We start from the raw sequence: 23,090 nt of genomic DNA, 5'->3' as shown, positions 1-23,090 counted from the left end.
CATGAAGCTGCCGGGATTTTTTTATTGCCGGACTAGACCCGCCCGTATACATCATCAAAGCGGACGATATCATCTTCCTCCAGATAGGTGCCGTTCTGAACCTCGATGATCTCCAGTGGCAGCTTACCCGGGTTTTCCAGACGGTGTTTGGTGGAAGGCGGAATATATACACTCTCATTAACATGCACCATCTGCTCCTGCTCGCCGATCATCACTTTGGCAGTGCCGCCGATAACAATCCAATGCTCGCTGCGGTGATAATGCAGTTGGAGACTAAGCTGCTGACCAGGAGTAACAATAATTTTTTTCAGCTTATAGCCAGGTCCTTCACCAAGCACAGTGTAGCTTCCCCAGGGCCGATACATTGTGGTGTGCTCATCCACCTCGCGACGTCCGCGAGCTTTGAGCTCAGCCACAACGTCTTTGACCTTTTGGGATTCGCCGCGTTTAGCGACTACAATAACATCATCGGTTTCAACGACAAGCACATCTTCCAGACCAATCCCAGCAATAAGGCGGTTGCGTCCCAGCATTAGTGTGTTAGTGCAGTCAATAGGCAGACAATCGCCTTTAAGGGCGTTACCAGCATGATCTTTTTCCAGTACGTCATAGATGGCGTCCCATGATCCGATATCATTCCAATAAGTAGTCAGCGGTACCATAACGACCTGAGCTGATTTTTCGGCTACCGCATAGTCAATCGAGATCCTTGGCATAGCGTCAAACTTATCGATAACCTCAGGTAACGAGGCCGACACAAGCTGATAAATCTCCGGCGCATGTTCACGGAACTCTTCCATAATGCGACCAATGGTAAAAGCAAACATACCTGAGTTCCAGTAATAGTTGCCAGCTGCAAGATAGCTCTCGGCAGTGTCCTTATCCGGCTTCTCGCGGAAAGACACAACTTGGTAGCCGACTTCAAACGTTTCACCAGCCTGAATATAGCCATAGCCTGTTTCAGGTTTGTCTGGTTTGACGCCGAAGGTCACGACTTTATCCTGTGCAGCCAGTTCGATTGCCTGGCGGACGTTTTTGATAAAAGTATCTATAGGATGAATAATATGGTCTGCGGGAGTTACAAACAAGACCTCGTGGGCAGAAGCCCCTAATTCATCCTGGCAGAATTTCGCAGCCAGTGCTATCGCGGGGGCTGTGTTACGAGCAACAGGCTCTAATAGTATATGTGCGCTGCTTGCACCACAGATAGCCAATTCAGTTTTGACGTGGTGGATATATTCTTTGTTGGTTACAACAATAATATCTGAAGGTTTTACTAAAGGTAAGAAGCGTTTGATCGTTTGAGTGACAAGGGAATCGGAATTACCAAGCCTCAGGAATTGTTTAGGAAGGCAGGTACGGGAAAGAGGAAATAAGCGCGTACCACCACCACCGGCAAGGATGACTAACTTTATTGCAGCTGATTCCCTTCTTGATTGGTTCGAGTAAGGCAAAACAAATCGCCTCCTTTAAATTGGTCTATTGTTATTATTATACCATCTAATGCCAGATGTGCAAAAATCAAATATATTGAACCTGTAGCGGCAGTGCGCGGGGGATTTAAGAATCTAATTTATTGAATCAATTAGCATTTTATTAAAGGGTTTTCCAGCTATTAGTCGAATTTATATAGATTGTACCTAATTCTGGCTGCCGTCTTTGCGTTAGCTTTTTCTTTGGAGGAGATGCCTTTGTTTTCATTAAAAGATCGCGTATATTATAACACTACATCACCAACGTCTGTTTGCTTAACCGTATTTGCGCTTTCAGCCGCTTTGGGTTGGATGTTGCCGCCGGATTACGGTAAGGAGAACGGCCCGGTAGAATTGCTGCAGGTTGTTGTGTTAGGTTTAGCCGCCGCTGTAGCCGTAAGTGCATTGTTTCAATCCAACTTGCCACCATCACGCCGCAAACTATACGCTTTGTCATCTATTATCTGGTTAATCGCCATCGCTAGGGAACTTAGCTGGGGACGGACTTTTTACGTGACTAGTTCAGGGTCTATACCACCGTTGAAAACGCTGTGGTTCGGTCCTTTGGTATATCCTACTATTGGTGTTATAGTCATCATTGCTTTCGGTTACTTCTTTACCCAAGGACTACATAAGGAGTTATTCAGCTGGTTAAAGTATGATACCATTCCAGTGCTGGATATTGTTATCGTCATAGCTGCTATCTTTATCGCCGATATGATTGAACATCATAGTTTGGGGTTATTTGGACAGAGAACTACCCTTTTAGAGGAATTAGGCGAGTTGGTTTCATATTGCGGGATTCTTAGTTTTATGATTAATATAATCTATAATAAGCGTTTTGGAGTAAAAGGCAATCATCTAAGTTCAATATTATCGTAAGGTTGAATAATAAACAAGGAATCATGTTGGATACGCTTTTATGCGTGCCAATGATTCCTTGTTTTTATTTTAGACCGTATTTCCAGCGTTGACGCTGACTTTCGAAATAGACTAATGTTTTGAAAAGTCCCCACGGCGGGCAAGGGAGGTACGGGTATTCGTTGTTATGAAACTCATAGAAAATATGCCAGAATTGCTTTGCTGCTATTTCATGATTAAATCGTAGCAGCTTAAAAATCATGCTAAACAACACTGCATACTTAATCTTGATAAACTTCTGCACTGGGATACGTTGATCCACGTCCAGCGTATCGCTTTTACGGTGATCCCATCTATCAATAAGGATAAGGTCACATTGAAAACGCCGTACCAGATTGCGTGATAAACCCGTATTTAGGTGGTAATACTTAGATAAAGACTCATTAATACAGATACCAGTTCCTCGGTATAACAATTTGAGCCACAAATCTCGGTCTTGCGCATTCAGCAGACTAGTATCGCAACCACCAACGGCCTCGTAGGCGTCCTTAGAGATTAACACTGAGGAGGTCTGGATTTTGTTGCGCCGAAGGAATGCTTCATGGTTCCAGATAGAATAAGCAGGAGTTTCACTTACAGGAGCAAAATCTTTTTCTTCACCGATGCGAATGATTGTTGGAACGTTTGTAACAAGGACAATATCTGGTATGGAATTACAAAATTGTATCTGTATTTCTAGTTTTTTCGGATGCCATTCATCATCTGAATCCAAAAAAGCGATCCATTTCCCTTTCGCTGATCGTACTCCGGTATTTCTTGCTGCCCCCGCCCCAGCATTTGTCTGAGAAATATATTGAACTAAATCGCCATATTTCCGAATTTTTTCTGCGGTATCATCACTCGAACCATCGTCTACAACAATGATTTCATACTGCTGATAGGTCTGATTAAGTACAGATTGAATAGTTCTTTCAATGGTCTGTCCCGCATTGTACGCCGGGATGACTACACTGACAATAGGATGTTGCTTACCCATATAATACTCCTTATAGATAATATAAAATAACTAAGATTATTTAAGAAGTTCTTTTACTAACAATCGATAGCTTTCATTGGATAAAGCACGCAGCATTCTTTTGGGATTTTTTAATAAGAATAATCGAATCTTCCTTCGGTAGTACTGCTTGCGAACAAGATAGCTTAAAAAGTCTACCGGTGGCCGGGATTGTATTTCTACCGCTATTTCTGCTATTTGCAAAAAATTAACTTCACCTATGTTACTCACTAATACATCCAAAGCATCTGTTAATGCTGCTAACCGTTCTTCGGCAGAACCTTTTTTTGCTGTACTCGCATACTCTCTGTTAAAATACAGCTGATCCATCATCTCAAATTTAAACCCTAAGTGAGCGAGATACAACATAGTTGACATGTCTGAGGCAGCCCTTTGGTGTTTACTCAGCAAAAATCCGCCTGCCTCTTTAAAACTGAGCTTGCTATAGCATGTTCCAGATGGAGTAAGCCCGCTATAAAAGAATGGGATATATGCGGCCGCTCCTGTAAAAATAGTGTCTAAGCTAAAGCCTGACATACTCATATTCTTCAAAAAATCTCTAAAATGACTTCGTCCCCACAATATATATTTTTGCGGAAAATCGCGCTGTTGCACTTTCTCATGCAAAATCTGCAAAGCATTTTCACACAACTTATCATCAGCATGACAGAACAAAATATAGTCTCCTTGAGCATGCTCAAGACATAAATTGTGATTTTCATACATCGTAACAGTTTCCGGATTACGAATTAATCGAAGTTTATCTGTGTCCTTATTGCAAATCTCTTTTAGAATGATTTCAGATCCATCATTAGAATGATTATCAAGGACTAATATTTCATAAGGCAAGTCATAGACCTGCTTCAGGCAGCTATCAATAGCATTATTAATTGTAACTTTATTATTATAAGTTGGTATTGCGATTGTAAATAACATATTCAGCCTCTTTCCCGGCAGCCATCTCCAGAACCTTACTTATGATTTAGTAATCGCGCCACTCCCTCTGCCAGGGAAACTTTCGGCGCCCAGCCAGGAATTAGTTTGCCTTTATCCCATGTTTGCATGACTTCACGTTCCCGATAAGGTCTGCCTCCCCATCGAATCTCTAACGCCTGTCCGCTGACAGCTTCAAACACCGTAACTAAATCTTTCAGCTTTATTGGCTTGCAGGAGGATACAGCATAATCACCAGTATACTCACTTGTACTTGATACAAGATAATTAGCCGCCAACAGGAAAGCATCCAGCACATCGTCAATATATACCAGATCAATCTGCTGTTCTCCTGGAGACATATCCAGGGGAGTCTTCTTGTTCATTTGGTTCAATAATAGCTGCATTAATTTGGGTCTCTGATCCCCCGGCCCATATGTATCAGATAACTTCAGGGTGATTACTTGCAGGCCTTTTGCTTCTTGATAATAACGCAACATAGCCTCAAAAGCCTGTTTGGTAGCGGCGTACAAGCATACAGGATTATATGCCTGGTTCATATAATGCTGCCAGGAAGTTCCAGTATTAATAAGATTCTTAACTCCACTCTCAACCATCGCATTCACCAAATGCGCACCAAATGCTATGTTGCTATCAATAAGAGGCGCAATATCTTCATATTTGTGTTGAGACAAAAATAGCGAGGCCAAGTGGAATACGACATCAGGTTTGGTTTGACTTACTAGTGCATTAAGATCTGAATAATTGTCTCCAATCTGATGAAATATAAGCGAATTCGTATTGTTGTCCAAATTCTCTACCTTCGATGAGTCCCGCACTAGAACGTGGACATTCCAATGTTCATCAGCAAGGCGCCGTGCTAAGCAATTCCCGATGTATCCAGTTCCACCTGTAACTAACGCCGTTTTCATCATGCACTGCCCTCGTATCTAAATGGTGATTTAAAATCCTTAAGGTCAATGAAATCACTGTCTCTCGCAGAGATAATTGGGGTCGAGTCAGGCCAGGAATAACCAATTGAGCTCCATGATATACCACAATCATGCTCAGGAGAGTATACAGTGGTTACCTTATAGAGCATAATGGCATATTCAGACTGTACATAAAATCCATGTGCCAGCCCGCGAGGAATGTAAATCATATTGTGCAGATCCGCGCTTAGTTGAAAAGCCTCGAATTGACCATATGTTGGCGAACCAACGCGTAGGTCGACAACAACATCCAGCACACTCCCTTGAACACAGTAAACCATTTTGATGTGATCCATTGGCGGAGCCTGAAAATGCAGTCCGCGAAGAACTTTCTTATGAGAGCCGGAATAGTATTCTTCTGCAAAAGAAGTGATCAGACCGTAATTACTGAAGATCTCTTCATGAAAGGTTTTAACGAAGACTCCTCGATGATCACAATGTACATCTGGCAGTAATTCAAAGCATCCGGGTATTTTGCATGTTTTGATTCTCATACTTACACCTGATCAAAGAAAGCATGTAGCTCGTGAATCATATAATCTAACATTTTAGTTGACATGCCGGGATATACACCAATCCAGAAGGTCTGGTTCATGATAATATCTGTGTTGCTTAACTCCCCAACTACTCTGTAACCTTGCCCAGACTTGCGCATCTCATCAAAGCAGGGGTGTCGAAGAAGGTTACCTGCAAACAGCATCCGCGTCTGGATCCCTCTTCCCTCCAGATAGGCTATCATTTGGTTTCTGGTAAAATTAACATCTTCCTTAATTGTGATTAAGAAACCAAACCAACTTGGCAGAGAATCAGGTGTTGGTTCAGGCAGAATAAGTACGTCTTGGAGGTCACTCAAGCCATCTCGAAGTATCTGCCAGTTTTCACGACGTTTATCAATGAAATCAGGAAGCTTATCCAACTGAGCACAACCAATTGCTGCTTGCATATCAGTAACCTTAAGATTGTAGCCGAAATGAGAGTATACATATTTGTGATCATAACCTGAGGGGAGTTCACCAAACTGTTGGCTAAAGCGATGTATACAAGTATCATCTTTACCCGACGGACACCAGCAATCACGCCCCCAATCGCGAAATGACTCTACAATACGTTTTAGCTCAGTATCGTTAGTGTAAACAGCTCCCCCTTCCCCCATAGTCATATGGTGGGGAGGATAGAAGCTTGACGTTCCTAGATGCCCCAGAGTGCCTGTGTATTTCCACTCACCATCGTAGCAATATTTACTCCCGAGCGCATCACAGTTATCCTCAACTAACCAAAGACCGTGCTCATCACAAAAACTTTTAACAACTGTCAAATCAAATGGATTCCCCAGCGTATGGGCAATCATTACCGCTTTTGTTTTGGTTGATAACGCTTCTTTCAACTGATTTACTTCAATATTATAACTAGGGATGGCAACATCCACAAAAACTGGGACAGCGCCGAATTGAATGATGGGGGTAACAGTGGTAGGAAACCCTGCGGCTACTGTTATTACCTCATCGCCTTTTTTTATCCTTCGGTCCCCTAGCTTATGTGAAGTCAGCGCCATAAACGCAAGCAAATTGGCTGATGACCCTGAATTTGTCAAAGAACAGTGCTTCACTCCCAAAAAGTCGGCAAACTGTCGCTCAAATTGCTCAGCATATCGGCCAGTGGTTAGCCAAAAGTCCAAAGCGGAATCAACAAGATTGACAATTTCCTTTTCGTCGAAAACACGCCCCCCATAGGAAATCCGGTCCCCAGGCGTATACTCTTGTGCATCCTTTTTATGCTTATATTTGTAGAAACGAACAGCTGCCTCAAGAACCTGCTGTCGCATCTCTTTTTCTATCTTGTCATTATTTTCCACTATATCGCCTCAGTTTCGCATGTAATCTTCTATTTGCTGTATGCAGACACGCCCCATGTCTTGATTATCCCTGTATGCCCTAAACCATTCGACTACCTTTTCTAAAGCACGCTCAAGTTCCCACTGAGGATGCCAGCCTAGTTTTGCCTTGGCCTGGGAGCAGTCGAGCTTTAAATAATTTGCCTCATGGGGATGCGAACCGGCGTCAATTTCGTAACCTTCTGTATTCCCATACTTGTGACAAAGTCTCTCTACAATCCATTCAACAGGCTTGGCATCATTTTCATTTGGGCCGAAATTCCAACTGCTGGCATATGGTTCGCCTTCTTCAAATAGCTTTTGGGCGAGTGCAAGATAGCCGTGTAAAGGTTCCAAGACATGTTGCCAAGGTCGGATGGAATGCGGATTACGAATTCTGACATGTCTACCTTCTTCAAATGCCCTGATGCAATCAGGTATTAACCGATCAGAGGCCCAGTCTCCTCCACCTATTACATTTCCAGCTCTTGCCGTAGCAATGTAAGCATTTGAAAAAAATGATTGCCTATACGAAGAAGTAACCAGTTCAGAGCATGCTTTACTACTTGAATAGGGATCGTATCCTCCCAAGGCCTCATGCTCACGATAACCCCATACCCACTCTTTATTTTCGTAGCATTTATCGGTTGTCACATTAACAACCGCTTTTATACCACGCGTACTGCGTACTGCTTCTAGGACATGCACTGTCCCCATCACATTTATTGCATAAGTCTCCACTGGATTTCTATAGGAATCTCGTACCAAGGGCTGAGCCGCCATGTGAATCACTATATCACTTTCGCTTGCTTGCATTGCAGTATGCAATTGTTGATAGTCACGGATATCGGCTATAACTGACTTAACTAAGCGGTTAACGTGACAAACATTGAACATGCTTGGACTTGTGGGCGGCTGTAACGAGTACCCTGTAACCATTGCCCCCATATGGTGCAGCCATAAACTCAACCATGAACCTTTGAATCCGGTATGACCGGTAATAAATACTTTCTTTCCGCGCCAAAAAGATGGATTAACGATCGGTTTCATTCTTCTTCTCCTACTACCAGACTCTCCACGGTGCCTTTTCCGACTTCCATAAATCATCAAGTGCAATTTTATCCCTCAGCGTGTCCATCGGTTGCCAAAATCCCTCATGTTTGTAAGCTACGAGTTGCCCATCTTTCGCAAGATTTTCTAAAGGCTCTCGCTCCCAAACAGTATCATCACTTGCAATATAGTCAAAAATCTCCGGCTGGAGTACAAAAAATCCAGCATTTATCCACGCGCCGTCCCCTTTTGGCTTTTCTTGAAACCCTTTAACATTACCTGTATCGGAAAAGCTAAGCGCACCAAACCTACCTCCTGGTTGTACAGAAGTAATAGTCGCCAATTTACCTTGTGATTGGTGAAATTTAACCAAATTTGCGATATTCACGCTGGCTACCCCATCTCCATAGGTAAGCATAAATGGTTCATTACCAACATGTGGCTGAATTCGCTTCACGCGGCCACCGGTCATGGTATTCATTCCGGTATTCACCAATGTAACTTTCCAAGGCTCGGCACAGTGGCTATGGATAACTTGTTGGTTTGAGTTCCGAAAATCAAACGTAACATCTGATTCATGCAGAAAGTAGTGAGCAAAATACTCCTTTATACAATATCCCTTATAACCTAGGCAGATGACAAAATCGTTAAAGCCATAATGTGAATAGATCTTCATGATATGCCATAAGATAGGCCTTTCCCCGATCTCGATCATGGGTTTAGGTTTTATATGTGATTCTTCGCCAATACGAGTTCCGAAACCACCTGCAAGAATTACCACTTTCATAATTTCACCCCATTATTTAACAGCCTCTCAAGCTTATCTACCGTAACTCTCAAATCATAATTATCCTTGATCATGTTTGCCGCTGACTCCATCAGTCTGCCATCTAAAGTATCGATCGCACTCTCAATTTGCTTTGCCCATTCACTAACGTCTTCCACAGGAAGCAAGAAACCACTTTCTCCTGAGATAATTAAGTCGTTATTTCCAGCAATGTCAGACGCAATGCACAACAGGCCGCAAGCCATTGCCTCTAATAGTGAGTTTGGCAGCCCCTCTCGCCGCGAAGGAAAAACAAAGACATCTGTCGCTCGGAGGTAGTCAAACACATTATCAACATCGCCCAAGACAACTACCGACTGCTCCAGAGAGTTCACCTTAATACTATTGCTAATGTACGATTCTAGGCTGTCTTTCTGTCCTTGGCCACTACCTAACATTACCAGCAATCCGTTTTCCTTCGTGTATGCTGATTTACTCCAGGCTGCCAATAAAGTATCTAGTCCTTTAAGTCGGGTCAGTTTGCCGGTAAAAATAAATATACGTTTATCAACAGGTAGTCCCAGTATATTACGAAGTTTAATCTTATCTTCAGAACTCGCAGGATAATATTTTAAAGTATCAATCCCATTAGGAATATCATAGATATAATTTTTGGAAAAACCGTTTTTCTCAAGCTCTTTTCTAATCTCACTGCTTATCGAGATAACGCCGTCAGCCTGTTGTAACAGCTTGAGCTTTCGTTCACGAAAGGGTAACAACTTTTGCATGAGTTCCTTAATCCTTGAAGCAGGCTGTTTTAATACATGCCCAGTAGTTGTTACTTTGATGAACACTTTTTTCTGAAAGTACTTTCCAAAATTTATGGACATTGAAGCTAGTCTCCCAACTCCATGTACATGAATCACATTGAAATCATTTCTATATTTATATAATTGCAACAAGAGATCAACAGACGCTAATCCGCGTCTGTTTAGGCGGACTATCTTCAGCCCATTCAAAACTTCATGAGCGGGTGCCTTACCGCTCCCCTTAGCAATAATTAAAACGCTGTGTCCTCGTGCCATTAGCGAAGCTGCAACTTTTTGCGCCTGTAGTTCAGGTCCGCCAAAAGGCTGTTCGAAATTATTGAGGACCATGCATATTTGCGCCAATATTTCTCACCTTCTAACTACTCTTCTTAGGATAATGGTACATTCTTACTCGTCCCTTCTGCTAAAAGGGCAGCTACTTTAGTCTTCACACTTTGCAGATGACTTGCATCAGGTTGACGCCAACTACCCTCTGCCAAATAATAATAGCGAAGATAATACAAAAATTTATCGATAAGCCTATCGTCAGGCTGCTGATTTACCACAGAAAGTACTGTGGACAATTTAGCAGGCTCTGCAGCATGCACAGTTAATCCAGGGACATTATAGAAAGCCTTTCCCATTGTTATTACCGGTTTATGCTGGACAAGCGCCTCGATGCCAACTGAGGAATTGATCGTTAGGATCCCTGCTGAAGAATTAATGAGCTGTGGAGTCGGAAAATAACGAAGAAAGATAACGTTTCTTTTTGCATATTTCTGTCGTAATTCTTCATAGTTGATTCTGCCAAAATCAGAAGGGTGTTCTTTCACAACTAACTCAATGCTATCGTTGGCTTCTATATTATACTGTTCAACTGCAGGAACAACGTAGTCCAGAAGTTCTGCCATTGTTTTGACATTCGAAGAGTTTAGTAGAACCTGAGTATCATCATGAACTTGAAATGGTACGAATATATATTTGGCAGGTAGTTGGATGTCTTCCACCTGACCCTGCGTTTTATTCTTTACCAGTTTGTGATACCATTTGGCCTTCAGAGCTCGAATAGCGGGCCTGGCCTCATAAAGCTGGCGCAGTTTTTCTGGTTCTATTTCAATCTCGTCATAGAATGAACGTGGTTTTCCCACTAGACTATTGGCATAATTTACACCTTGAGGATCTACTGTTGTAGTATTAGGTAAGTACCCATTCTCAAAAAACAATGTTTTCTTGCCAAGGTTTTTAGCAATTTTAGTTGCTGCAGCCAATGGGATTAGAGTGCCATTCCAGACACATACAAGATCAATGCTATGCTCATTTATATACTTATGAAAGAATTTTAAGGCTCCATAAGCCTGAGCTTCCAGTACTTGTTTACTATGAAGAAACCGCCTGATTAGGCCAAAATTTCGATACTTCCCCTTTATTAATAAAAAGGAGATTATCTCCTCAATGTCTTGTTCCTTAATACCTATTTCCGTAGGCAGCGATTCTAGTGATGGCTGGGTAAGTATATCCATTATCGTTGATGAGGAATAGTCAACGTGATAAATCTGATTAGAATCCTTAAGGTAATTCCCTAACGTACGAAAGTAGCGTCGTTGATGTCCGTTCAATGAAATGAACAGTATCCGTTTATCGAAGCGAGCGATGCATATCACCTCTTTTTATAATGTCCATCAAAGCTACATAAACCTCATCGGCATTGATACCAGCAAGGCAATCCAGCCCCTTCGGACACTTGCGCCGCCAGCATCCGGCACACTGCTTGTCAACCAGGATCACTTTATGAGATTCGCCATAAGGACCATTACGTATTTTGTCTGTTGGTCCCATTAAAGCAATTGTCGGCGTGCCAAGCGCAGCAGACAAATGCATCGGCCCGGTATCGCCGCCAATAAAGGCCTGGGCATGTTTGATTATATGAGCCAGTTGTTTGAGTGTAGTTTTCCCTACTAGACTAACAGGCGGTATTTGGGTATTTGCTAACAATCTTTCAAGCAACGGGATTTCTCCTGGTCCACCTACGATTACCGGTGCAGTCTTACCGTCAGCCTGCAGATGGTCACAGATTTCAGCATATTTCTCAGCCGGCCATATTTTGTTAGGCCAATTAGCACCCAGTGCCAGCACGACATATGGAATATCGGCCATAAGCCCTGCATGTGCCATGAGAGCGCTGGTTCTAGCGGCCTCCTCCTCGGTGATAACTACCGGAAACACAGGTTTACCAACTGTGCAGCCTAGCGCCCTTACGACATCAAGGTAACGATCAACAATATGCCCTTCAGCATAATTGCCAATAATCCGCTTGCTTAAGAGGCTACTGCCTTCGCGCGCGTTTTCATATACTAGTCTGGTAGGAGCACCGCTTAGATAAGCGATTACAGTACTTTTAAATAAACCCTGCAGGTCAAGAGCTAGATCAAACTTGCGTGACCTCAGATCATTTATAAATCCCGGAGCATACTGGATCAAATTGCCAATTGTCTTAAACTTTGCTTTTTCAAAAACGATTAGATCGTCTATATATGGGTTATTGGTTAATATGTCGTAGGCCGCTTTTTCCACAACCCAGGTAATTTTAGCTTGTGGAAAGCATTTCTTCAAGGCTGCCGCTACAGGCAGAGCGTGGATTACATCACCAATTGCACTAAGCTTTATGACTAAAATATTCCTGTAATGCACTTCTTGCCTCCGATAAGGTGAGACACTCTTAATTTGTTTTCTCACCGCTCAATTTCTTGATTATATTACTGGACGATCGGCCTGATACCTCCGGCACTAATACCGTGCGTCCGCCATATGCAGCAACTACTTTGCTCTCTGGCAGACTATCGATTGTATAATCCCCACCTTTGGCGTAGACATCAGGTTGAACCTCGGCCACCAAGCCTTCGGCTGTAACCTCATCAAAAATAATTATATAATCCACGGCCGACAGACCAGCAAGCACTTCAGCCCTGTCATCCTGGCCATTAATCGGTCGGGACTCCCCTTTGAGGCTTTTTACTGAGTTGTCGCTGTTTAAACCGACAATTAAACAATCGCCCAGCTCCCGGGCGCTTGCTAAATAACGAACATGCCCAGCATGTAATAAATCAAAGCAACCATTTGTAAATACAATCTTTTTCCCACTTGCTTTTAACTCTTTGGTTATTACGGCAATATCCTTGCGGTCTACAATTTTCATGAGTAATATTCTCCAATCGCCGCTTTAAGCTCCTGCGGGGTGGTGGTAGCAGTCCCAGGCTTACGTACAACAACACCGGCAGCAAAATTCGCCAGGGAAGCTGCATCTACATAGTCAGCGCCGGCAGCCAACGCAAGCATCATCGTGGCCACAACTGTATCACCAGCACCTGTTACGTCATAGACCTCACTGATATTAGTTACCGGAATATGAGTGTTTGCACCGTTGCGGTTATACAAGGTCATCCCATCCGGCCCCTGTGTAATCAGAATTACCTCAGCCTTGAGACGTGCCAACATTGCTTCAGCAGCCTGTTGTAGTTGTGAGTTGTTTTCCAGCACTTTTAAACCTAAAGAGGCAGCGGCCTCGGATTCATTTTGTTTGACTAGTTTGATCCCTTCATAGGCCATAACGTTATAGCGTGAGTCAACGATAGACGGAATGCCCGCCAAGTTGCAGGCAGCAATTGCCTGTTCCCGAATGGCGGGCGATACTGTCATGCTGCCATAATCGCTTATAATTACAGCAGACATAACACCAATGTTTTCTTTTATATAATTAAGAAGTATTTTCTCAATATCAGGGCTGAGTGGGTCTTTACTTTCTCGGTCTACTCGAACTATCTGCTGACGTACGGTAGCCTGTCCGCCAGCCATAATACGTGTTTTTGTAATGGTTGGTCGGGAAGCATCAACAATAAAGCCATCAGTATTAACTTTCTTGTTGTTTAGAGTACTGGTTAGCTGCTTACCGGCATTATCTTGACCGACTACGCCAACAGCATAAACTTGTCCTCCTAGAGCAGCTGCGTTATGAACAGCGTTAGCCGCGCCGCCAGGCACTACGGTTTCATGAGAATGCTCAAGGATAAGAACTGGTGCTTCGCGGGAAATACGGGATATTTTGCCTTCAAGGTAGACATCTGCTACCATATCACCGATAATCATGATTTTCTGATTTTGAAGCTTGTCGATATACTGCATAAGGCTCCGAGACATGGGCGGAACGACTCCTTTCAGAGTTACAATGATTCTCTACCACTTGACGGTACTAACGTCAAATCTAATTTGATCACGCTTAGCACGATAGGTAACTTTAGCTTCCCAGCAATGCAAATTGCGATACCAACTATAATCAATATCGGCAACTTTGTCGTTATCTAGGTCATAGCTGTGACTGACCCCGATAGCGTTCATCTTGTCGATCTTATAGGTAAAGCCTGATGCTAATTCACGGGATAAGTCGGTTTGATCATACTCAAATAATGCATCATTATTTTGGGTATAGTGATAACCAACCCAAGTATTGAGGCGTTCAGACCATTTTTTATCTACCGTTGCATCAAACTTCCACATATCTCGCCTGGAATCATCATAGCTTTCACGCACATGTTGAATCCCTGTTCCTATATTTAGGGTTACACTTTCGCCAAGTTTAATCGTATCATGCTTAAAATATAAACTATAGTCCTGATGCCAACTTGTCTTCTGCGAATCACTCCACTTTCCATAGGCAGCAGTAAAGGTATAGCTTACTGGCAGCTTGCCTAACCGATGTGGGTAATAGGAAAACTTAAATTCGGGCTCTTTCTTAATCCAATTACTATCATCATCGCTAAAATGTCCTTGAGAGATACCAACTGAGTAGTTAGATTCGCGATCAATTAGTCCATAGTTTGGCTTAAAATGAGCCCTGGAGTAGTAGTCCAGGTTAACATAGGCAGCTAATTTGTTATTAAACGGATATTCAATTCGCTGCTTAATAAACACACCGTCATCACTATCATAACCTAATTGTGGAAATACTACGCTGTCATTTTCCGGGGTTAAAGACTGCTGGTATTTAGGAAGAGAAAAAATCACCATGTTCCCAATCCAGAATTTAGCGTTATAGGCAATCATTTTGTTTCCAGGCCAGATTTCAATTTTATCGGCGCTGATATGGTAGTCAGGCACGGTGGCTGGGCAGTTGGTGGCCGTGCCGTCGTTAATGATTAGCTTATCCGGGAACATGCTAATATTATTGCCGGAAATATAGCTTTTTTCGACTTTGCCTTTAGCTTTATCCATGCTGCCTGTTTTGAGCTTGTAGTTATATAGTGTATTTATTCCTGTAAGGGTTTTTCCTGGCTCGGAAAACAGAGCTTTATCCTTAACCCATATTTCACTTAGTTTGGTATTGCCGTTAACTTGTTCAGCTTCTACGCGCCGACCGTCATTAGTAATTACGACATTGCCTTTGGCAAGTATCTCACCGGTTTCGTCGCTGAAGGATAAATCATTAGCCTCGATTACAATCGGAGCCTGGCTAGTTATCGCTTGCTTAGGTTTTGTCTCCTGGGCCTGGCTTTGATTAGCACCGCCAAAGACTATAGCGAAGGCCATTAGCCCAAGGATAATTTTATTATTATTAGGCATAGTGCTTAATATTCTCCTATTAGTAATATATTATGGGCGAGGCGTGTATCCTACTTTGTATTCTACATATCCCCCGTCATTCCTTCATGCTCTGCCTAGTAATATGTAGAAAAGCCGCACTTAGGCGGCTTTTTTGTTAGTTTTTCGCGATTATTTTACTCTAATACCATAAACTTCAACATCATCTTTGGTCTGGATATATAGCTGAGAGCCAATAGGGATATTAGCCTCTTTACCGCTAATGAAAGCACCACCAAGGATGCCCACCGGCCCGAGGACAATCATACCTGCCACACTGGCTCCTGCGGCCTTAGCCATTGATTTTGTTTCCTGTTTGGCTTTTTCACCAAGGATAGTATTTACTGTACTACCATCGATTGCACGAACATTATCAAAGCTTATCTCAAGCTTGGCGTCGCGGCCAAAATTCTTTGATTGGTCAACTTTTACTACTTTTCCGGTTCCGCTAGCGCCCTTTGGAAGAACAAGCACACCGCCGATATACACATCTTCCGCAATCCCTAAAGCTACAGTATCTCCCACACGGCTTTGCTTACTGCTCAAGGTTGAAAGGGTTTTAATTTTTATAAGAGTGTCTTTTGCGAGTATAGCAGCTACCACTTCAAACCGGCCGTCTGTATAAGCAAGGTTTAGTAATTTGCTAAGGCGCTCATCCATTGATCCTGTTGACGGGCTGCCATTCATCGTTGTTTCAAGGTTTTCGATTCTTGTTTTGATAGGACTGTTGCTTACACGATGGGTAAGTGTCCATTCAACGCCATTGAGTTTAGTAAGGATTGACGGGGTTTGCTCGGTTGATTCGAAGGTGTGTGCATAAAGTTTATCCACACGGGGCAATACCGCTTCATGGGCTTCTTGTCCGTATATGTCCTGTTCAAGTTTATTTACCCGGTCAATAAGTGCTCCTGTTTGACTTGCACCGTATATGTTTCTTTCGACAGCTGCCAGTTTGCCAATGACCGTAAGTTCGCTTGTTGATTGGGCCGATACAGGAATGGCCAGTAATGATGTTAAAAGCATAGTGACGGTAATTAACGCTATTAGTTTATTTTTAAACATGCCAGTTTCCTCCCTGAAAGATTTAGATGTTATTAATTTCGGCACATAGGAGAATTTTCCTGCCGTTTTTAGGGAAGTAGACTAAGAAGTTTGTCACCGCTGGCATTAATAAGGGATAATATTACGCTATAAATAAGTAAAACCGCTAACATACGTTAGCGGTTTTACATTATTACTAATTAGAAAGTGTAAACTAAATAAGCAAGTAAGTTTTCTTTTGAAGCAGTTTCATCATAGTTTTTCATGTCGTTGTATTGAAGTGTTAACACGCCATTTTTAAAGACGGTGTATTCAATACCATACTCGTAACCTTTAACGTCGTTGGATGCTTTACCAGCAGCGGCGGTGAAATCATAAGTTGTCAGGCCTTTGATATCGAAGCCAGCTTCAGCTTGTCTGTAGCCAACCCAAGCACCAAAGGAGTTAACTTCGTTTGCTTTGGCAACGCCGTATTTTACTTTAGCCATCGTAGCTTTGGCATCAATATCATTGACATCGTTTTTAGCAAATTCTCCGGAGATAGCGAACTTACCAAAACCATTGTAGCTTATGCCAGCAGCAGTGGTTTCATATAATGCAGTAGCATCCTTGTCCTCGATGTATGAAGCAGTTACATTGAGGTTTTTAGCTACGTCAGCAGAAATATTGCCAATAGTGTAGTTCGCAACAGCTTTCTTGAAAGCGCCAGCAGTAACTTTGACGTCTTTACCAGCAGTTACAACCAAACCATCGTTGTTACTGGTAGTATCAGCAAGCAAGCCTTTACCAAGGTAGATAGGCTGACGGCCGAAGTTATAATTTACTCCTGCCACTTTACCTGTAAGGTAAGCTTGATCTAATGCTACAGTACCACCAGTACCCCATGCTGATTCGGTAGCAAGACGACCTTTAAAAGTTACACCATCAGCAACAGGTGCAGTCATCATTAAACGTAAACGAAGCAGATTCTCGTTGCCGCCATCTTCAGTCCACTCATAACGCTCACGCACTTGGCCAGTGAACTTAATTTTGCTGGCATTCTTCTCAAGGTTGTCTACACGAACGCCAAGGTTGTTAAGTTCTGTGCCAAATTCAGCTTTCAGAGCTTCAAGAGCTTTCTTGGTTTCCGCGTCCATTTTGTCGCTGTTAGCCATAGCTTTGCCTACGATAACGGCGATTTCATAACGGGTAAGAGTTTTGTCACCTTTGAAGGTGCCATCGCCATAACCGGAGATTACGCCGGATTTAGCAAGCTTGTTAACAGAGTCATACGCCCAGTGTTTAGCGGGTACGTCGACAAAAGGATTAGCAGGAGCTGCGAGAGCTGTTCCTGCTACGCTCATAGCAAATACTGCTGCCAGAGCCATAGCTGTTTGTTTTTTCATGTGTGTTTTCCTCCTTAGATTTTAGGAATTTTATTTTTTTGAGCTTCTAAGGAGAGACTATTATGAGTGTCCATGTTTCCTCATTACATCTCTCAATATCTGCCTTAGTAATATATTCTACATTGTCTAGTTATTTCCTGCTAGCTAAAGCGAAATTTGTCGAAAAAATAATTAAAACTATACATATTCAAATATAAAAACCGCTAACTAAAAGTTAGCGGTTTTCTCAGTCTTAATTAGAAGCTGTAAACTAAATGAGCAAAGAAGTTTTTCTTATCTTTGTCAACACCAGCAGCGGCTTCTTTCAGTTCCAGATCATTGTACTGAACTGTAAATACACCATTTTTAAATACAGTGTATTCAACACCAAACTCAAGACCTTTGACATTATCGAGATTACCAAAGCTAGCGTCTTGTCTTGCAGAGTCAAGAGTGGTAAGTTCACCTACATCGAAACCGGGATCAGCGTTTCTATAGCCAGCCCATACACCCAAAGATCCTACTTGATCTTTCTTAGCAGCGGCATATTGAATTTTTCCCATCCAAGCTTTTGCTTTTTCTCCATCGAAAACCTTAGCTACATCAGAATCATTTTGACCAAATTCACCACTAACGGTAATATTTTTGATACCTGTGTAGTTTAAGCCAGCAGATGTGGTTTTATAAGCAACAGAATCTTTATCTTTAAGGTAGGATACGCTAAGATTAAGGTTATCACCTAATTTTGCACCCACGTTAGCAGCATAGAAGTTCAGATCAACATCTCCACCAACATAGGCAGTGGCAGTGCTTTTGAAAGCACCTGCAGTAACTGTAACATCTTTACCACCAGTTAACAGCAAGCCATCGCAATTGCCGCTTGTATCTGCAATTAGACCCTGTCCCAACCAAATGGGTTGGCGACCAAAGCTATAATCTAACCCTGCAACCTTGCCAGCGATATAAGCTTGAGTCAGCGAAGTTGTCGCACCAGTACCCCAACCCGAAGCAGATTGATAACGTCCATGGAAAGTTACCTCATCAGCAATTTGGGCGGTCATGTTCAAACGCAGACGAGTGGTAGAAGTATTATCAACATCTTCCTGATAATCATAGCGTTCGCGAACTTCACCAGTGAACTTCACTTTGGAAGCATTTTTCTCCAGGTTATCTACACGAACGCCGAGGTTGTTCAATTCTGCGCTGAATTCAGCTTTTAGAGCGTCAAGGTTTTTCTTGGTTTCAGCGTCCATTTTGCCGCTGTTAGCCATTGCTTTGCCAACGATAACGGCGATTTCATAACGGGTAAGGGTTTTGTCACCTTTGTAGGTGCCATCGCCATAGCCGGAGATTACACCAGCTTGAGCAAGCTTGTTAACGGAGTCATAAGCCCAATGTTTTGCGGGAACATCCACGAAGGGATTAGCAGGAGCTGCTAGAGCTGTACCTGCTACGCTCAGGGAGAATACTGCGGCCAAGGCCAAGGCTGTTTGTCTTTTCATTTGTTTCTTCCTCCTTAGGTTTTATAAAATATTTTTTCGAGCATCTAACCTAAGAAGAGAATTACTGAGTGTCCACGTTTCCTCAATGCCTCTTCCTTCGGTCTGTGCTCATATCTTAGCGCCTACTTATTTTCGGCGGGAAGACCAAGTGGATTTAAAAATATGAAGATTTTACCTTCTCTGATTTAGTGTATTCTACGTCTGGGTATAAATTCCTTCTTATTATTTAGAAAAATTTAACAAGAAAATAACATTTTTTTGCACTGGTCAACAAAATTCATAGAAAATATGGCTGCAGGGAGGCCATGGGGTGAGATTGCCACGCTAGCGCTCGCAATGACGATTTGGGGAGTATGATTATAGTCATAGTCCTGAAAAATAGCGCTCGGCAAGAATTACGGCAACGTAATCATCTACCGGGACTGGTGGCACTTGCATGCTGGTGGGTATGAGGCGTTTTAAGCCTTGGGGCGGATTATTGACCCAGTAGCGTTTACGGGCCTCGTCTGTGGAGTGATGCTCGTTGACAGGAGTGATGGTGAGCTTTTGACCGTTGACTGCGATTGCGGCAAGTGACTTTCGTGCAGTCTGGGATGAGGTACCGTCGCCAATGACTGCGGTTGTTAGGTTGTAGGCTGCAGCCAAGGTTGCCACTGTGGTGATGAGTTCGGTAGTAGGGATAATTGCTTTATGGATGATGCCAAGTTCTTTATGTACTACGGCAATACCACACTTTTCCCGGCCTGGGTCGATAGATAAGACTAGGTTTTCCTGCATTAGGTTTTGCCCCCTATCACTATATGCTGTTCATTAGTAAAGGTTTCCTCTTTTTGATGATACCACAGAATACTGGACAATACAAAAAGGACGCCACGAGGGGCGTCCTTTTGCTGCGGAATGCTTTATTAGAATTTAACGTTAACAGTAGCTTGGGTACGGGCGATATCTGTACCATCTTGTTTTTCGAAGTCTTGGTATTTAACAACCAGGTTAGCATTTTTGTCAATTGCTTTTTCAAGCTGGTATTCCATACCTTTGAAACCAGCACCAATTGAAGCTTTGTCCATATCGTTTTGAAGAGTGGAGTAACCAGTCATCATTCCATTGTCAACATCGCGATACATTGCGGACAGACCAAGTTTGTTAATTTTCACGCCATATGCGGAAGCCTTAGCGTCATCACTGTTTTGATAGAACTCGGCATTAGCAGTTACACCGTTTAACAGGTTGAAGGAAGTGTTAGCACCATAGAACTCGGTAGCATCTTTCTTCATATAGTTAGCAGTTACTTTAGCGCCCATCAGATTAGTACCATATTGAGCTGCCATGATATCTGCACTGCCATCGCGGCCAGCAACTAATTTCAAGCCACCAGCTTGAGTTGCAACAGCGTTCAGGCTGGTATCAAACAGGAAGCCATTACCCAGCTTAAGGTCTTGACGACCAATGGTGTTAGTCAAACCAAGAGCATTGAAGGTTACGTTAGCAGTGTCAAGAATGATATTGCCTTGAGTACCACCTTGAGCAGGTTTAACATCGTAGCCGATATTGCCAGTGGTCAGACGAGCGTTAAATTTGAGGTTATCGCTAATTTTGCCGTCAAAGTTTACACGAGCACGGAAGTCGGTATCTTGAGTTGTGTTATCACCGTAACGAACACGAGCGTCACCGGAGATTTTAACCATGTTGTCCACTTTTTTGTCAAGAGATTCAATCTTTACGCCCATTTCGTTCAATTCGGTAGCGAACTCTTTGGACAGTTTGTCAACGGTTTCTTTTTGGTCGTTGTTCAGACTCTTTTGCATTGCAGTAGCGATCATGGAAGCCATTTCGTAACGGGAAACAGTTTTGTCACCTTTGTAGGTGCCGTCGCCGAAGCCTGTTACTACACCGGCTTTAGCCAACTTGTTTACAGCGTCATAAGCCCAGTGTTTTGCAGGAACATCGGAGAATGGGTTAGCGAAAGCCGGAACGGCGAAAGCTACTGTAAGTGCAGTTGTAACTGCTACTTTAAGAAGTCTTTTGTTCATTTGAAGTATCCCCCTTGAAATTTAATTTATTTTAAATTTGCGGGTGTTGCCACCGACATATCGGGAGGTCTACCCGCTCAAGGGGGATGGCATCGAATGAGTTTCCACGTTTCCTCAATCTGTCCTTCCTCTCTTTGCAGGGCTTTTTTCTCGATACGCACCTGCCGCATTCCGCAGGATTTATCTTAACATAATGTTGAGACATTTTCAATGTTTATAGGTGGTTTTGCCGCATGTAGTTTTTGGTAAAACCCTTATTTTACGGCTTATTATTCAACATTGAAAGTTATGTCTCTTGTAGTTATGCAATTTACATAACTAACTTTCATGTTACTATGTATTCTGCAAAAAAAGAAAGAATCCTGCTTAATAAACAGGATTCTTAACAGGTATATTATGTTAACTTTTTAGAGACCGCTTTTGATGCGGATCTCAATTTGCAGCGGACCTGCTGTGTAGGTGTCGGTTTTAGCGACCGCAGTGAGTTCTATTTTGCCGCTGTAGCGTTTTACCCGGTTGACGCTCTCAAAGAGCTGTGCGCCGCTCATGCTGCCTACTGTGCCCTGAATAGGGTCTGGTAATATTCCTTGATTAACAGCGGTCGTGTTTACTTTCTGCAGGAAACCCATAACAACCTCTTCTGCCTGCTGCGCGTCTCTCGGAGCGTTAACGACTTCGCTGTATACAACCTCGCCCTTATTATACACCAGGTGGTTAGGAAACAGTTCAAGTCGCCCAATTACCGGTTCACCATATACGGTATTACCCACTGTTGAGATCCGGACAATGACTGCCTGATTGGTTTCAGCAATCAAAGCTGCCGCTTGGTCAAACTCAGAACGGGCAATCCAGAGCACTTCAAGTTTTTTGTCAGCTACCCCAAGTTTATCAAGAATCAGTACATTGGTTTTGTATACTGACTCACCCAGCATTTTGGCCGTATCTTCCGGAGATTTGCCACCCTCGATAACTGAGGTTGACAGCACTTCGCCGGTTCTGAATACAACTGTACCTTCCCGGACAATCTGGAGACCTTTTTTCAGGCTAACGGCCAACTCGTTCAGACGGTCAACATCTGTCTGCAGCGCTGTCTTGGCTGTATTCAGTTCGTTCATCTTGGTGTTAAGACCGGCAATGCGGCTGTCAAGTTCGTTTTTTGTTGCCTGGAGACTCTTAATATCACCTTGATATTTGGCAAGGTCGCGCTGCGCCAGGGAATAGTCTGACTGCAGCAGGCTTAAGGCTGCTGCTGCCCGGTCACGCTCGCCTGTTACTTCATCAAGTTCTGCCATAATTTGTATTAAATGTGCGGCTGTTTCTTTTACTTTTGTATTGATTGCAATATATTCCTGGGTTTTGGTCTCAAGGGCCGCGCGACTGAGTTCAAGTTCATTGGTTTTAACATCCACTTCACTGTTTAGGGATACCAGTTCCGCCTTGAGCTCTTCCATGCCAAACAATGCAGTACGGACGTCCCAGGATATGGCAGTCATTACACCTAAGGTAGTCGCCGAGATAAGAATACCGGTGACGATGGTGACAATGATTGAGGTGTGTTTTGGCCTGAGGCCAAAGATACTGAGTTTTTTCTTACCGACTTTAGTTCCTAGTTTATCACCAATATAGGCGATGGCACCGCCCATAACGGCAATTATGGCAATTAGGGCTAAACCGTACATGATATCCCTCCTCTCTCGGGGTTACAGGGGATTCACCAA

21 protein-coding genes are annotated in these 23,090 nt (G+C 43.0%); 1 reads left to right on the top strand and 20 read right to left on the bottom strand.

All coding sequences use genetic code 11. The features are described from left to right. Positions 1-32: 32 nt before the first annotated feature. Positions 33-1,415 carry a mannose-1-phosphate guanylyltransferase/mannose-6-phosphate isomerase gene (locus B9A22_RS02675; protein WP_084574358.1) on the bottom strand — a complete coding sequence of 461 codons (1,383 nt, stop codon included), beginning with the start codon at positions 1,413-1,415 and terminating at the stop codon, positions 33-35. A gap of 276 nt (positions 1,416-1,691) precedes the next feature. Here B9A22_RS02675 and B9A22_RS02670 point away from each other — a divergent pair, with 276 nt between their 5' ends. Further along, positions 1,692-2,354 carry a hypothetical protein gene (locus B9A22_RS02670; RefSeq protein ID WP_084574059.1) on the top strand — a complete coding sequence of 221 codons (663 nt, stop codon included), beginning with the start codon at positions 1,692-1,694 and terminating at the stop codon, positions 2,352-2,354. Positions 2,355-2,418: 64 nt separating this feature from the next. Here the strand turns inward: B9A22_RS02670 and B9A22_RS02665 are convergent, their stop codons facing one another. The 19 genes from B9A22_RS02665 to B9A22_RS02575 form a co-directional block, all read right to left on the bottom strand. Further along, positions 2,419-3,369 (bottom strand): glycosyltransferase family 2 protein, encoded by a 951-nt coding sequence (locus B9A22_RS02665; protein ID WP_084574058.1) that lies wholly within the window; start codon positions 3,367-3,369, stop codon positions 2,419-2,421. 36 nt (positions 3,370-3,405) lie between these two features. After that, positions 3,406-4,323 carry a glycosyltransferase family 2 protein gene (locus B9A22_RS02660; protein WP_084574057.1) on the bottom strand — a complete coding sequence of 306 codons (918 nt, stop codon included), beginning with the start codon at positions 4,321-4,323 and terminating at the stop codon, positions 3,406-3,408. Positions 4,324-4,358: 35 nt separating this feature from the next. Further along, on the bottom strand, positions 4,359-5,255 hold the full coding sequence (locus B9A22_RS02655; RefSeq protein WP_084574056.1) for an NAD-dependent epimerase/dehydratase family protein: 897 nt from the start codon (positions 5,253-5,255) through the stop codon (positions 4,359-4,361). Further along, positions 5,252-5,806: a dTDP-4-dehydrorhamnose 3,5-epimerase gene (gene rfbC, locus B9A22_RS02650; RefSeq protein WP_084574055.1), complete on the bottom strand. Its 555-nt coding sequence runs from the start codon at positions 5,804-5,806 to the stop codon at positions 5,252-5,254. The genes B9A22_RS02655 and rfbC overlap by 4 nt, the downstream gene beginning before the upstream one ends. Before the next feature lie 2 nt (positions 5,807-5,808). After that, positions 5,809-7,134 (bottom strand): lipopolysaccharide biosynthesis protein RfbH, encoded by a 1,326-nt coding sequence (gene rfbH, locus B9A22_RS02645; RefSeq protein ID WP_084574357.1) that lies wholly within the window; start codon positions 7,132-7,134, stop codon positions 5,809-5,811. A 39-nt stretch (positions 7,135-7,173) separates the two neighbouring features. Beyond that, positions 7,174-8,232, bottom strand: a complete 1,059-nt coding sequence (rfbG, locus tag B9A22_RS02640; protein ID WP_084574054.1) for a CDP-glucose 4,6-dehydratase — start codon at positions 8,230-8,232, stop codon at positions 7,174-7,176. A gap of 13 nt (positions 8,233-8,245) precedes the next feature. Beyond that, positions 8,246-9,019: a glucose-1-phosphate cytidylyltransferase gene (gene rfbF, locus B9A22_RS02635; RefSeq protein WP_084574053.1), complete on the bottom strand. Its 774-nt coding sequence runs from the start codon at positions 9,017-9,019 to the stop codon at positions 8,246-8,248. Next, on the bottom strand, positions 9,016-10,155 hold the full coding sequence (locus B9A22_RS02630) for a glycosyltransferase family 4 protein (protein ID WP_176215360.1): 1,140 nt from the start codon (positions 10,153-10,155) through the stop codon (positions 9,016-9,018). Before B9A22_RS02630 ends, rfbF begins: the two co-directional genes overlap by 4 nt. Positions 10,156-10,196: 41 nt before the next feature. Next, entirely contained in the window at positions 10,197-11,327 is a 1,131-nt protein-coding gene (locus B9A22_RS02625) for a capsular polysaccharide export protein, LipB/KpsS family (protein WP_139796139.1), read from the bottom strand. A 115-nt stretch (positions 11,328-11,442) separates the two neighbouring features. Further along, a complete protein-coding gene (locus tag B9A22_RS02620) occupies positions 11,443-12,495 on the bottom strand; it encodes a glycosyltransferase family 9 protein (protein ID WP_084574050.1) in 1,053 nt (350 codons plus the stop codon). Between the two features lie 28 nt (positions 12,496-12,523). After that, positions 12,524-13,000 (bottom strand): D-glycero-beta-D-manno-heptose 1-phosphate adenylyltransferase, encoded by a 477-nt coding sequence (gene rfaE2 / locus B9A22_RS02615; protein WP_084574049.1) that lies wholly within the window; start codon positions 12,998-13,000, stop codon positions 12,524-12,526. Continuing rightward, positions 12,997-13,998 (bottom strand): bifunctional heptose 7-phosphate kinase/heptose 1-phosphate adenyltransferase, encoded by a 1,002-nt coding sequence (locus tag B9A22_RS02610; RefSeq protein WP_084574048.1) that lies wholly within the window; start codon positions 13,996-13,998, stop codon positions 12,997-12,999. The genes rfaE2 and B9A22_RS02610 overlap by 4 nt, the downstream gene beginning before the upstream one ends. Before the next feature lie 36 nt (positions 13,999-14,034). Then, positions 14,035-15,417 (bottom strand): LPS-assembly protein LptD, encoded by a 1,383-nt coding sequence (locus B9A22_RS02605; protein WP_084574047.1) that lies wholly within the window; start codon positions 15,415-15,417, stop codon positions 14,035-14,037. Between the two features lie 150 nt (positions 15,418-15,567). Continuing rightward, a complete protein-coding gene (locus tag B9A22_RS02600) occupies positions 15,568-16,497 on the bottom strand; it encodes a hypothetical protein (protein ID WP_084574046.1) in 930 nt (309 codons plus the stop codon). A gap of 179 nt (positions 16,498-16,676) precedes the next feature. Further along, positions 16,677-17,861, bottom strand: a complete 1,185-nt coding sequence (locus B9A22_RS02595; protein ID WP_084574045.1) for an S-layer homology domain-containing protein — start codon at positions 17,859-17,861, stop codon at positions 16,677-16,679. A 236-nt stretch (positions 17,862-18,097) separates the two neighbouring features. Next, positions 18,098-19,342 carry an S-layer homology domain-containing protein gene (locus tag B9A22_RS02590; RefSeq protein ID WP_084574044.1) on the bottom strand — a complete coding sequence of 415 codons (1,245 nt, stop codon included), beginning with the start codon at positions 19,340-19,342 and terminating at the stop codon, positions 18,098-18,100. Between the two features lie 363 nt (positions 19,343-19,705). Next, entirely contained in the window at positions 19,706-20,119 is a 414-nt protein-coding gene (locus tag B9A22_RS02585; RefSeq protein ID WP_084574043.1) for a RuvC family protein, read from the bottom strand. 128 nt (positions 20,120-20,247) lie between these two features. Then, entirely contained in the window at positions 20,248-21,372 is a 1,125-nt protein-coding gene (locus B9A22_RS02580; RefSeq protein WP_084574042.1) for an S-layer homology domain-containing protein, read from the bottom strand. Positions 21,373-21,779: 407 nt separating this feature from the next. After that, a complete protein-coding gene (locus B9A22_RS02575) occupies positions 21,780-23,051 on the bottom strand; it encodes a DUF3084 domain-containing protein (protein ID WP_084574041.1) in 1,272 nt (423 codons plus the stop codon). Positions 23,052-23,090: the final 39 nt, after the last annotated feature.

The sequence above is a fragment of the Sporomusa malonica genome (genome assembly GCF_900176355.1).
Taxonomy (GTDB): domain Bacteria; phylum Bacillota; class Negativicutes; order Sporomusales; family Sporomusaceae; genus Sporomusa; species Sporomusa malonica.
Note: the sequence above shows the minus strand (reverse complement) of the source record. Positions and strands in the feature narration are given on the sequence as shown.